Below are 12,131 nucleotides of genomic sequence, written 5' to 3'. Positions count from 1 at the left end.
CTGCGCACCCGATCAGGGGGTCGCTCCGGGCTTCAGCCCCGCACGCCGCACAGGTGCAGCAGCGCCGCCACCCGGCGGTACGGCTCCGTACGCCCGGCCCGGTCCTCCGCCGCCAGCAGTCGCTCCAGCTCCTCCGCGGCGGGCAGCCCTTCCTCGTTCGGTACGTTGTCGGTGAAGACCCGCACCCCGTACCAGGCCTGGAGCGGCGCCGCGATCCCCGCGAGCGTCGCCGTCAGCGTCTCCAGCCGGTCGGCCCGCACCGGCAGCCCCAGCCGGTTGACATAGGCGTCCGACTCGAACGCCGCCAGCGCCCCCGACCAGTCCCCGGCCAGCCCCGGCCGCATGGCCAGCGCGTCCCCGTTCCGTACGAGCAGGGACAGCAGACCGCCCGGCGCGAGCATCCGGGCGAGCCCCGCCAGCATGGCGTCCGGCTCCTCCACGTACATCAGCACGCCATGGCAGAGCACCACGTCGAAGCTGCCCGGCAGGAAGTGCACGCCGGTCTCCCGGCCGTCCCCCTCGATCAGCCGGACCCGCTCGCGGATGCCGGCGGGCTCGGACGCCAGCGCCTCGCGGGCCACCTTCAGCATCTCGGGGTCGGACTCCAGGCCCGTGATGGTGTGCCCGGCACGGGCCAGGCGCAGCGCCTGCGTGCCCTGCCCCATACCGACGTCGAGTATCCGCAGCCGCTGTCCCACCGGGTAGCGGGCGGCTATCTGCTCGTCCAGCTGGCGGGCGACGAGCTCCTGGCGGACCATGTTGCGCAGTCCGCCGAGCCCGTCCAGCCAGTCCCCCGACGCGCCTCCGAAACCGGAGACCAGGGTGCTCAGGGCCGCTCTCCGCGCTTGACCTGCGGCTTGGGCAGCCGCAGCCGGCGCAGCTGGAGCGTACGCATCAGGCCGTACGCCACGGCTCCGCGCTTCGGCTCGTTCGGGAAGCGGGTGGCGAGCTGCTTCTTCAGCCGGATCCAGATGCCGACGGAGTCCACGACGATCAGGGCGATCACGGCGAGCCACAGCAGCAGGGCGATGTTCTTCAGCTGCGTGTTGGGCAGGCTGGACAGGACCAGGATCACGACCGCCAGCGGCAGGAAGAACTCGGCGACGCAGAAGCGGGAGTCGACGAAGTCGCGCACGAAACGGCGGACCGGGCCCTTGTCCCGGGCCGGCAGGTAACGCTCGTCGCCGCTGGCGAGGGCCTGGCGCTGCCTGGCCAGGTCCGCGCGGCGGGCCTCGCGCTGGCGGCGCATGGCCTCCTTGCGGTCGGTCGGCACGGTCTGCGCACGGCGGCGATGGGTCTGGGCCTCACTCCGCTTCGGGGTCGGGCGGCCCTTGGGGGCCTCGGGGTCGCGGGGCTGCTTGGAGAGGTCCGCCGTCACCTTGTCGGTGGGGGCCTTCTCATCCTTCGAACGGCTACGGAACACAAAGCCCAAGGGTACGGGGTACGCCGCATGGACCACACCCCCGCGGGGAACGATCCGGCAACAGCATGCGTCCACCCCGGCAAGGGCCCCTACTCCTTGCGCCGGATCGGAGGCGTACGCAGTCGTCCTTGGGGATGAGCGCATCCGCGCTCGAACAGTGCGGTAATGGATGCAGGGCCCGTACTGTGGGTTCTGTTGGAGTGCTGCAGCCGAGTTCCGTCAGAAGGGGGCGCGCGAAGCCCATGAGCGGTGTCATGAAGCGTATGGGGATGATCTTCCGCGCGAAGGCAAACAAGGCCCTTGACCGGGCCGAGGATCCGCGCGAGACCCTCGATTACTCGTACCAGAAGCAGCTGGAGCTGCTCCAGAAGGTGCGCCGTGGCGTCGCGGACGTGGCGACCTCCCGCAAGCGCCTGGAGTTGCAGCTGAACCAGCTCCAGGGCCAGTCCGCCAAGCTGGAGGACCAGGGCCGCAAGGCGCTCGCGCTGGGCCGTGAGGACCTGGCGCGCGAGGCACTGTCCCGCCGGGCCGCGCTCCAGCAGCAGGTCACCGACCTGGAGACGCAGCACCAGACCCTCCAGGGCGAGGAGGAGAAGCTGACGCTCGCCGCGCAGCGCCTCCAGGCCAAGGTCGATGCCTTCCGTACGAAGAAGGAGACGATCAAGGCCACGTACACCGCCGCCCAGGCGCAGACCCGGATCGCCGAGTCGTTCTCGGGCATCTCGGAGGAGATGAGCGACGTCGGCGTCGCCATCCAGCGGGCCGAGGACAAGACCGCGCAGCTCCAGGCGCGGGCCGGCGCGATCGACGAGCTGCTCGCCTCCGGTGCGCTGGACGACCAGTCGGGCCTCCAGAAGGACGACATCCAGGCCGAGCTCGACCGCCTCTCTGGCGGTACGGACGTCGAGCTGGAGCTCCAGCGCATGAAGGCCGAGCTGGCCGGGGGCACCACCCCGCAGCAGGCCATCGAGGGCGGCGGCGCCACGCCGCAGGACCAGTCCCAGCAGCAGTCCCAGACCCGGTTCGACAAGAGCTAAGGACGGCGCGTCATGATCGTCAGGATCATGGGGGAGGGCCAGGTGAGGCTGGCGGACAGCCACTTCGCCGAACTCAACAAGCTGGACGACGAACTGCTCGCGGAGATGGAGGGCGGCGACGGCGAAGGCTTCCGCCGCACGCTCCACGCCCTGCTGGACACGGTGCGCCAGCTGGGCGAGCCGCTGCCGGACGACTCGCTCGAACCCTCGGAACTGATCCTGCCGGCGCCGGACGCGACGCTCGAAGAGGTCCGCGACATGCTCTCCGACGACGGCCTCATCCCCGGCTGACGCCCCGGGGCCGCCGCCTCCAACAACCCCCGTGCCCCGCCCGCCCCCGGCGCGGGGCACGCCCGCACTCGGACCGCCCCAGCACGTGACCCGCCTCCGCAGGCGGCAACCGGCCCCGGTCGGCACGCATGCCGGCCGCGCGCCGCGCCGTGTCTCCGTGGGTACGGACACCGGGGGGCCGGTGTGCCCTGCCACGCCGTACCGTTTCCTCCCGTGACCACCCTCGGAACCCCGCTCGCGCGCGGGCGGTGCTGGCTGCGCGAGCACCCCCTGGCGTTCGACGGCGCCCTGGCCCTCGCGGTGCTGGTGTGCATGGTCGCCGGTTCGTTCGTCGACCGGCACGGCGGCCCGCACGGCGGCCCCGACTTCGGCGGGCGCACCCCCGGGGTGAGCAGCGTGCTGCTCATGCTGATCGGCGCGGCGGCCCTGGTCCCGCGGCGCCGCAACCCGCTCGGCGTCCTGCTGTTCACCGGCGCGGTCACGCTCGTGGAGCACATCGCCGAGGACCCGCCGGCCCCGGTCGCGATGAGCGCCGTCGTCGCCCTCTACACCGTCGCCTCGCGCACCGACCGCCCCACCACCTGGCGGGTCGGTCTGCTGACGATGACGGTACTGACGGGCGCCGCGATGCTGTTCGGCTCCGCGCCCTGGTACAGCCAGGAGAACCTGGGCGTCTTCGCGTGGACCGGCATGGCCGCCGCCGCAGGCGACGCCGTCCGCAGCCGCCGCGCCTTCGTCGACGCCATCCGCGAGCGCGCCGAACGCGCCGAACGCACCCGCGAGGAGGAGGCCCGCCGCCGGGTCGCCGAGGAGCGGCTGCGCATCGCCCGTGACCTGCACGACGTCGTCGCCCACCACATCGCCCTGGTCAACGTCCAGGCCGGCGTCGCCGCCCACGTCATGGACAAGCGCCCCGACCAGGCCAAGGAAGCCCTCGCCCACGTCCGCGAGGCCAGCCGCTCCGCCCTCAACGAGCTGCGCGCCACCGTCGGCCTGCTCCGCCAGTCCGGCGACCCCGAGGCGCCCACCGAACCGGCCCCCGGCCTCGCCGTCCTCGACGCGCTGCTGGACACCTTCCGCCACGCCGGCCTCCCCGTGGAACTGGCCCGCACCGACCAGGGCACCCCACTCCCGGCGGCCGTCGACCTCGCCGCGTACCGGATCATCCAGGAGGCGCTCACCAACGTGCGCAAGCACGCCGGTCCCGACGCCAAGGCCGAGGTGAGCGTCGTCCGGGTGGGCCGGACCGTCGAGGTGACGGTCCTCGACAACGGCGTACCCACCCCCCAGAGCGACAGCGGCGGCCACGGCCTCATCGGCATGCGCGAGCGCGTCGCCGCCCTCGGCGGCACCCTCACCGCCGCCCCCCGCTACGGCGGCGGCTTCCGCGTCCAGGCGATACTGCCGGTCAACACCCGTACAGAGGGGGACACATGACCATCAGAGTGCTGCTCGCCGACGACCAGGCCCTGCTGCGCAGCGCGTTCAAGGTCCTGGTGGACTCCGAGCCGGACATGGAGGTCGTCGGGGAGGCGGCGGACGGCGCCGAGGCCGTCGCGCTCGCCCGCTCCCAGCGGGCCGACGTCGTCCTGATGGACATCCGTATGCCCGGTACGGACGGCCTCGCCGCCACCCGCATGATCAGCGCGGACCCGGACCTCGCGGGCGTCCGCGTGGTCATGCTCACGACCTTCGAGGTGGACGAGTACGTGGTCCAGTCGCTGCGCGCCGGGGCCTCCGGCTTCCTCGGCAAGGGCGCGGAACCGGAGGAACTGCTCAACGCCATCCGGATCGCCGCCGCCGGCGAGGCGCTGCTGTCGCCCGTCGCCACCAAGGGCCTGATCGCCACGTTCCTCGCCCAGGGCGGCCATACGGACTCCGCCCCCGGGGACGGCCAGGCCTACTCGGAGCGGCTCGCGGCCCTCACCGTACGCGAACGGGAGGTCCTCGTCCTCGTCGCCGGAGGCCACTCCAACGACGAGATCGCCGAGCGCCTGGAGGTCAGCCCGCTCACCATCAAGACCCACGTCAACCGGGCCATGGCCAAGCTCGGCGCCCGGGACCGCGCCCAACTGGTCGTGACGGCCTACGAATCCGGTCTGGTACGCCCCAGGGCGGAGTGACCGAGTACTCCATTCGGTGTATGCCGGCCATAAGCAAACGGGACCTGGGGGCGACGGAACCCTCCCCTCCGTGGCTGATCGTATGAATACCTGCCGATCCGCCACAGAAGAGAGACCCCATGTCCTGGCTGTCCAGATTCAGCCTCGCGCAACGGGCCCTGATAGGGCTGATGTCGATCGTGGCGATCGTCTTCGGAGCGATCGCCATCCCGCAGCTCAAGCAACAGCTGCTGCCCTCCATCGAACTTCCGATGGTGTCGGTCCTCGCCCCCTACCAGGGCGCTTCCCCCGACGTGGTCGAGAAGCAGGTCGTCGAACCGCTCGAAAGCAGCCTCAAGGCCGTCGACGGCATCAAGGGCGTCACCTCCACGGCGAGCGAGGGCAACGCCCTCGTCATGGCCACCTTCGACTACGGCGACGAGGGCACCAAGCAGCTCGTCGCCGACGTCCAGCAGGCCGTCAACCGCGCCCGCGCGCAGCTGCCCGAGGACGTCGACCCGCAGGTCGTCGCCGGCTCGACCGACGACATCCCCACCGTCGTCCTCGCCGTCACGTCCGACAAGGACCAGCAGGCCCTCGCCGACCAGCTGGAGCGGACCGTCGTCCCGGCCATCGAGGACATCGACGGCGTCGGCCAGGTCTCCATCGACGGCGTCCAGGACCTCCAGGTCTCCGTCACACCCGACGAGCGCAAGCTCGCCGCGGCCGGCCTGAACCCCATGACCCTGTCCGAGGCACTGAAGGCAGGCGGCGCGACCGTCCCGGCCGGCTCCTTCTCCGAGGCCGGCAAGAGCCGCACGGTCCAGGTCGGCGGCGGCTTCACCTCGCTGAAGCAGATCGAGGACCTGACGATCAAGCCCGAGAAGGGCGACGCGGTACGCCTCGGCGACATCGCCACCGTGAAGCAGGAGGAGTCCCGGCGGGTCTCCCTCACCCGTACGAACGGCAGGCCCAGCCTCGCCGTCATGGCCACCATGGACAACGACGGCAGCGCCGTCGCCATCTCCGAAGCCGTCCGGCAGAAGCTCCCGGACCTGCGCAAGGACCTCGGCGCCGGTGCCGAGCTGACGATCGTCTCCGACCAGGGCCCGGCGGTCTCCAAGTCGATCTCCGGCCTCACCACCGAGGGCGCGCTGGGCCTCGTCTTCGCCGTCCTCGTCATCCTGGTCTTCCTGGCCTCCCTCCGCTCCACCCTGGTCACCGCGGTCTCCATCCCGCTCTCCGTGGTCCTCGCCCTGATCGTCCTGTGGACCCGCGACCTCTCGCTCAACATGCTCACCCTCGGCGCCCTCACGATCGCCATCGGCCGGGTCGTCGACGACTCGATCGTGGTCCTGGAGAACATCAAGCGGCACCTCGGCTACGGCGAGGAGCGCCAGGCGGCCATCCTCACCGCCGTACGCGAGGTGGCCGGAGCGGTCACCTCCTCCACCCTCACCACCGTCGCGGTCTTCCTCCCCATCGGCCTGGTCGGCGGTATGGTCGGCGAGCTGTTCGGCTCCTTCAGCCTCACCGTCACGGCGGCGCTCCTCGCCTCCCTTCTGGTCTCGCTGACCGTCGTCCCCGTCCTCTCCTTCTGGTTCCTGCGCGCCCCCAAGGGCACGTCCACCGACCCCGACGAGGCCCGCCGCGAGGCCGAGGCCAAGGAGTCCCGCAGCCGCCTCCAGCGCCTGTACGTCCCCGTCCTCCGCTTCGCCACCCGCCGCCGCCTCACCAGCGTGGCCATCGCCCTCGTCGTCCTCGTGGGCACCTTCGGCATGGCCCCGCTGCTCAAGACCAACTTCTTCGACCAGGGCGAGCAGGAAGTCCTCTCCATCAGGCAGGAGCTGCCTGCCGGCACCAGCCTGGAGGCGGCGGACGCCGCGGCGAAGAAGGTCGAAAAGGTCCTGGCCTCCACGGACGAGGTGAAGGACTACCAGGTCACCGTCGGCTCCTCCGGCTTCATGGCGGCCTTCGGCGGCGGTACGGGCGCCAATCAGGCCTCGTACCAGGTCACGCTCACCGACTCGGCCTCGTACGAGAAGGCCCGCGACCGCATCGACGAGGCCCTCGGCACGCTCGACGGCATCGGCGACACGACGATCGCGGCGGGCGACGGCTTCGGCAACCAGGACCTGAGCGTCATCGTGAAGGCGTCCGACGCGACCACCCTCAAGCAGGCCTCCGAGCAGGTACGGGCGGAGGTCGCCGAACTCAAGGACGTCACCGACGTCCAGAGCGACCTGTCGCAGTCCGTCCCGCGCATCTCGGTCAAGGCCAACGCGAAGGCGGCGGAGGCGGGCTTCACCGACGCCACCCTCGGCATGGCGGTCGCCCAGGCCGTACGCGGCACCCCGGCCGGCAAGGCGATCCTGGACGACACCGAGCGCGACGTCGTCATCACCTCCACCACACCCGCCAGGACGATGGCCCAGCTCCAACAACTCCCCCTCGGCCCCCTGAAGCTGGGCGCCATCGCCGACGTGAAGCTGGTCCCCGGCCCGGTATCGATGACCCGCATCGACGGCTCGCGCGCCGCGACCATCACGGCCAAGCCGACCGGTGACAACACGGGCGCGGTCAGCGCCGCGCTCCAGTCGAAGATCAACGCGCTGGACCTCCCCGACGGCGCCACCGCCGCCATCGGCGGCGTCTCCGAGGACCAGGAGGAGGCCTTCGCCAGCCTGGGCCTGGCCATGCTGGCGGCGATCGCGATCGTCTTCATGCTCCTCGTGGCCACCTTCAGGTCACTGGTCCAGCCGCTGATCCTGCTGGTCTCCATCCCCTTCGCGGCCACCGGCGCCATCGGCCTCCTGGTGGCCACGGGAACAGCCATGGGTGTCCCGGCGATGATCGGCATGCTGATGCTGATCGGCATCGTGGTCACCAACGCGATCGTGCTGATCGACCTGATCAACCAGTACCGGGCGCAGGGCCTCGGGGTCGTCGAATCGGTCATCGAGGGCGGTCGCCACCGCCTCCGCCCGATCCTGATGACGGCCCTGGCGACGATCTTCGCCCTGCTCCCCATGGCCCTGGGCATCACGGGCGAGGGCGGCTTCATCGCCCAGCCGCTCGCGGTCGTGGTGATCGGCGGCCTGGTGACCTCCACCCTGCTGACCCTGCTGCTGGTCCCGACGCTCTACGCGACGGTGGAACTCCGCAAGGAACGCCGCCGCGCCAAGCGCGCCGCCAAGCGCGCGGCAAAGGCGTCCCCCACACCGGAGAAGACCCCGACCCCGGCCAACGCCTAGCAGCAACGCCGCCCACGGCGCGGTGAGCCGTCCCCATCCAGGGGGGCCACCGCGCCGCACGCGTCGGCAGGCCGAACTGCGCGACCCCCGGCCAACGCCTGGCCGCACCCGGCGTACAGCCGGGGCGGGGCCGTGCAGGGTCAGGTGAGCCCGGAGGGGCCACGCCCCCACTCACCGGAGGTGGCCACCCCCGGCACGGCACCGCACACGAGCCCGGACCCAACGAGAGGGGCGCCCCGCAACAAGCGGGGCGCCCCTCACCTACGTACCGGAAAAGCCCTACGGCAGTGCCAGCATCCGCTCGAGCGCCAGCTTCGCGAAGCTCTCCGTCTCGCGGTCGACCTGGATCTGGTTGACCAGGTTGCCCTCGGCCAGTGACTCCAGCGCCCACACCAGGTGCGGCAGGTCGATGCGGTTCATGGTCGAGCAGAAGCAGACCGTCTTGTCGAGGAAAACGATCTCCTTGCCCTCACCGGCGAAACGGTTCGCCAGCCGCCGGACCAGGTTCAGCTCCGTACCGATGGCCCACTTCGACCCAGCCGGCGCGGCCTCCAGCGTCTTGATGATGTACTCCGTGGAGCCCACGTAGTCCGCCGCCGCCACGACCTCGTGCTTGCACTCGGGGTGCACCAGCACGTTCACGCCCGGGATCCGCTCCCGCACGTCGTTGACGGAATCGACCGAGAACCGGCCGTGCACCGAGCAGTGCCCCCGCCACAGGATCATCTTGGCGCCGCGCAGTTCCTCGGCCGTCAGCCCGCCGTTCGGCTTGTGCGGGTTGTAGACGACGCAGTCGTCCAGGGACATGCCCATGTCCCGTACGGCGGTGTTGCGGCCCAGGTGCTGGTCCGGCAGGAAGAGGACCTTCTCGCCCTGCTCGAAGGCCCAGTCCAGCGCGCGCTTGGCGTTCGACGAGGTGCAGATCGTGCCGCCGTGCTTGCCGGTGAAGGCCTTGATGTCGGCGGAGGAGTTCATGTACGAGACGGGCACGACCTGCTCCGCGATGCCCGCCTCCGTCAGCACGTCCCAGCACTCCGCGACCTGCTCGGCCGTCGCCATGTCGGCCATGGAGCAGCCGGCCGCCAGGTCCGGCAGCACGACCTTCTGGTCGTCGCCGGTCAGGATGTCCGCCGACTCGGCCATGAAGTGCACGCCGCAGAAGACGATGTACTCGGCCTCCGGCCGCGCCGCCGCGTCCCGGGCGAGCTTGAAGGAGTCGCCGGTGACGTCCGCGAACTGGATGACCTCGTCGCGCTGGTAGTGGTGCCCCAGGACGAAGACCTTGTCGCCCAGCTTCTCCTTGGCGGCGCGGGCGCGCTCGACCAGGTCGGGATCCGAGGGCGAGGGCAGGTCACCGGGGCACTCCACTCCCCGCTCGCTCTTCGGGTCCGCTTCGCGGCCGAGCAGCAGCAGGGCGAGGGGCGACGGCTGGACGTCCAGGGGCTGGGCGGTGGTCACGTCACGCACCCTTTCTTTTCTGCGGAGAGCCTTTTCGTCTAAATGACGCTATCTATCATAACCGCTTCACGTCACTTTGACGATGGCCATAGTGTCGATGTGACACATCCCCTCTCCACAGGCCGGTGCTTGCCCGGGGCCCGGTGTGCGAGCATGAAAGCGAAAGAGAAGTGCTGTGCCCCGGAATGAATCCGCGGCACCGCCGGTTGCAACCATCGGCAAGCAGTCTCCGTACAACCCGGGAGAGAAGCAGATGTCCGTATCGGACGAGAAGACCACTGTCAGCGACGGCATCCTCCTGTCGGACGCCGCCGCGGCCAAGGTCAAGGCCCTGCTCGACCAGGAAGGCCGCGACGACCTGGCACTGCGCGTCGCCGTTCAGCCCGGCGGCTGCTCCGGCCTGCGTTACCAGCTCTTCTTCGACGAGCGTTCGCTCGACGGCGACGTCGTCAAGGACTTCAACGGCGTCAAGGTCGTCACCGACCGCATGAGCGCCCCGTACCTGGGCGGCGCCTCCATCGACTTCGTCGACACGATCGAGAAGCAGGGCTTCACCATCGACAACCCCAACGCCAGCGGCTCCTGCGCCTGCGGCGACTCGTTCAGCTGAAGCAGCGGCTGGACACGCAAGGCGGCGGCCCCGGACCATCCCCGGGGCCGCCGCCTTTTTCCGCGTCCGCGTCCAGGACCTACCGCCGCGTCCAGGACCTACCTCCGCGGCACCCGCTCACCGCTCGCCGCGTCCACGACCTGCCGGTCGCCCAGTGGCTCGTCCAGCGTCACCGTCCCGGTCAGCTCCTTCGCGATGAGGATGCACACCCGGCCCGGCTCGATCGGCGTCTCCACCACCTTCAGCTTCACCTGGGTACCGCTCTGCTCGGCCTCGACGGTGTACTTGCTGCACACCCCGCCCCAGAAGCGCGCCGTCAGGATCTTCCCGTCCAGGCTGTACGACTCGACCTGCCGCGGAGCCTTCCCGGTCCCGGGCGTCTCCGGGACCCCCGGCGTCGTCGGAGCCGGCGTCGGCGTCGCAGGGGCCGGTGCGGGCGCCAGGTGCTTGGGCGCCACCGCCGGGTACGTGATCGTGAACGGCCGCGCGTCGCCCTTCGGGGCCACCTCGAACAGCCACGACGGTACGAGCGCCGGGCGCCCCGCCGTGTAGTGGGCCGCCAGCCCGAAGACCGCCCTGGAGACGGTCACGGTCTCCTTCGCCGTGGAGCCGGGCTCCGGCTTGCACGGGGCGGCCGGCTTCGTCCCGGAGTCCTCCAGCGGCGCGGGCGTGGCGCACCCGCCGATGCCCCCGCCGATGCCGACCCGGCCGTCACCGGCCCCGGCGTTCAGCAGCTTCAGCGCCTCCGCCGCGCCGATCACCGGATACTCGTGGCTCTCCGCCGGCGCCTTCAGCCGCCCGCTGCCGCCGCTGACCGAGCCGTCCGCGTCCACCTGGATGCCGGTCGACCAGCCGTACGTCGGCAGCCCGCCCACGACCGGGTCCGCGTTGACCACCCGTACCGCACCCATCAGCTGCGTGGCGTCCAGCTCGGCGCCCTGCTGGTCCAGCGCCTCCAGGACCGGGGCCGCCGCCTTCTTCGCGGCCGCCTCGCTCACCGGCTGCCCGCCGCCCTGGGGCTGCCCGCCCGTGGGGCACTCCTTGCCCTTCAGGCAGTTGTCCCCGACCGGCGCCGTCCCGAACGTCCACACGCCCGGCGCCTGCCGCTCCACCTGGAGGGTCGCACCCGAGCCGTCCTTGTCCGGCCCCACCTTCCACGCCGAACCGGCCGCCTTGGGCGTGCCCTCGACGCCCAGCGCCTTGGCCAGCCGGGCCACCTCGGCCGCGCCGACCGCGCCCTCCGGCCGGTACACGTGCGCCGACTCCGGGCCCTTCGGCAGCGTGCCGGCGGCCCGGTAGACCACCCCGTTCGGGTCCGGTTCACCGGGCGCGATCCCCGGCCCCGCACCGCTCTCGGTGTGACCGTCCAGGGCCAGCGGCGGCGGCTGCTTGCCGTCGGCCGCGGGAACACCGCCGGGCCGGTCGTCACCGTCCGACGCCACCGTGGCGAAGTACGCGCCGCCGCCCCCGGCGAGCAGCACCGCTGCCGCCACCGAGGCGACGACGAGCGGCGAACGCCTCCGGCGAGGGCTGTCCTGTGTCGGCTCTTTGGCCGGCTCCGTACTGCTCACCGCAATGCTCCTTCGTACGCCGTGGTCCCTTTACGGGAGACACCCGTGGGACGGAGCGGGGGAGCGCACGGTTCCCTCAGACGCCGTACTCCGGGGTGGCGTCGATCAGCCGGGCGGAGGCGGGTGGAACGACCACGCCATGGATCAGGGCCGGCGACACGGGCGCGGGCGCCGCCTCCGCCGGAGCCACCCAGTGCGGAACCATGCGCGCGCTGTCCCCGCGCAGCTGGACCAGGCTCAACTCGGACTCGTGCTGCTCACGTGGAACGCTGTACTTCGCCATGAGCGCACCGTACGCACGCGAGAGCCGACCGAAAAAGACCTACTATCGGGTAGTTTTCGCATGTGGAGGGGCCCTCGACCGGGTAGCGTGAACTGTCAACTC

11 protein-coding genes are annotated in these 12,131 nt (G+C 71.3%); 6 read left to right on the top strand and 5 right to left on the bottom strand.

From position 1 onward, the window contains the following. Positions 1-32 precede the first annotated feature (32 nt). Positions 33-758, bottom strand: coding sequence for a methyltransferase domain-containing protein (locus tag BKD26_RS07890; RefSeq protein ID WP_084897108.1), 726 nt, complete (start codon positions 756-758; stop codon positions 33-35). 68 nt (positions 759-826) lie between these two features. After that, complete coding sequence (locus tag BKD26_RS07885) at positions 827-1,423, bottom strand: DUF3043 domain-containing protein (RefSeq protein ID WP_084897380.1); 597 nt, start codon at positions 1,421-1,423, stop codon at positions 827-829. Positions 1,424-1,665: 242 nt separating this feature from the next. Between BKD26_RS07885 and BKD26_RS07880 the strand changes: the two genes are divergently transcribed. The 5 genes from BKD26_RS07880 to BKD26_RS07860 all read left to right on the top strand — a co-directional run bounded on the left by BKD26_RS07880 (position 1,666) and on the right by BKD26_RS07860 (position 8,107). Continuing rightward, positions 1,666-2,460, top strand: a complete 795-nt coding sequence (locus BKD26_RS07880) for a PspA/IM30 family protein (protein WP_073752091.1) — start codon at positions 1,666-1,668, stop codon at positions 2,458-2,460. A gap of 12 nt (positions 2,461-2,472) precedes the next feature. Further along, a complete protein-coding gene (locus BKD26_RS07875) occupies positions 2,473-2,751 on the top strand; it encodes a hypothetical protein (RefSeq protein WP_084897107.1) in 279 nt (92 codons plus the stop codon). A gap of 213 nt (positions 2,752-2,964) precedes the next feature. Beyond that, positions 2,965-4,188 (top strand): sensor histidine kinase, encoded by a 1,224-nt coding sequence (locus BKD26_RS07870; protein ID WP_084897106.1) that lies wholly within the window; start codon positions 2,965-2,967, stop codon positions 4,186-4,188. Further along, entirely contained in the window at positions 4,185-4,874 is a 690-nt protein-coding gene (locus tag BKD26_RS07865; RefSeq protein WP_084897105.1) for a response regulator transcription factor, read from the top strand. Before BKD26_RS07870 ends, BKD26_RS07865 begins: the two co-directional genes overlap by 4 nt. A 119-nt stretch (positions 4,875-4,993) precedes the next feature. Further along, a complete protein-coding gene (locus tag BKD26_RS07860; protein WP_084897104.1) occupies positions 4,994-8,107 on the top strand; it encodes an efflux RND transporter permease subunit in 3,114 nt (1,037 codons plus the stop codon). Between the two features lie 279 nt (positions 8,108-8,386). Here the strand turns inward: BKD26_RS07860 and nadA are convergent, their stop codons facing one another. Then, positions 8,387-9,574, bottom strand: coding sequence for a quinolinate synthase NadA (gene nadA / locus BKD26_RS07855; RefSeq protein ID WP_084897103.1), 1,188 nt, complete (start codon positions 9,572-9,574; stop codon positions 8,387-8,389). 244 nt (positions 9,575-9,818) lie between these two features. On the opposite strand from nadA, the gene BKD26_RS07850 reads away from it, so the two are divergent. Then, on the top strand, positions 9,819-10,175 hold the full coding sequence (locus tag BKD26_RS07850) for an iron-sulfur cluster assembly accessory protein (protein ID WP_084897102.1): 357 nt from the start codon (positions 9,819-9,821) through the stop codon (positions 10,173-10,175). A gap of 98 nt (positions 10,176-10,273) precedes the next feature. Here the strand turns inward: BKD26_RS07850 and BKD26_RS07845 are convergent, their stop codons facing one another. Next, the gene (locus BKD26_RS07845; RefSeq protein WP_084897101.1) at positions 10,274-11,746 is read right to left on the bottom strand and encodes a hypothetical protein; all 1,473 of its coding nucleotides are present in this window, start codon (positions 11,744-11,746) and stop codon (positions 10,274-10,276) included. 76 nt (positions 11,747-11,822) lie between these two features. Continuing rightward, entirely contained in the window at positions 11,823-12,029 is a 207-nt protein-coding gene (locus tag BKD26_RS07840) for a hypothetical protein (RefSeq protein WP_084897100.1), read from the bottom strand. Between the last annotated feature and the right edge of the window lie 102 nt (positions 12,030-12,131).

It is taken from the genome of Streptomyces sp. CB03238 (genome assembly GCF_002099185.1).
Classification (GTDB): Bacteria; Actinomycetota; Actinomycetes; order Streptomycetales; family Streptomycetaceae; genus Streptomyces.
Note: the sequence above shows the minus strand (reverse complement) of the source record. Positions and strands in the feature narration are given on the sequence as shown.

Coding starts and splice junctions, on each gene's coding strand:
- BKD26_RS07890 (WP_084897108.1), bottom strand. CDS start 758: ATGGTCCGCCAGGAGCTCGTCGCCCGCCAGCTGGACGAGCAGATAGCC.
- BKD26_RS07880 (WP_073752091.1), top strand. CDS start 1,666: ATGAGCGGTGTCATGAAGCGTATGGGGATGATCTTCCGCGCGAAGGCA.
- BKD26_RS07875 (WP_084897107.1), top strand. CDS start 2,473: ATGATCGTCAGGATCATGGGGGAGGGCCAGGTGAGGCTGGCGGACAGC.
- BKD26_RS07865 (WP_084897105.1), top strand. CDS start 4,185: ATGACCATCAGAGTGCTGCTCGCCGACGACCAGGCCCTGCTGCGCAGC.
- BKD26_RS07860 (WP_084897104.1), top strand. CDS start 4,994: ATGTCCTGGCTGTCCAGATTCAGCCTCGCGCAACGGGCCCTGATAGGG.
- BKD26_RS07850 (WP_084897102.1), top strand. CDS start 9,819: ATGTCCGTATCGGACGAGAAGACCACTGTCAGCGACGGCATCCTCCTG.
- BKD26_RS07840 (WP_084897100.1), bottom strand. CDS start 12,029: ATGGCGAAGTACAGCGTTCCACGTGAGCAGCACGAGTCCGAGTTGAGC.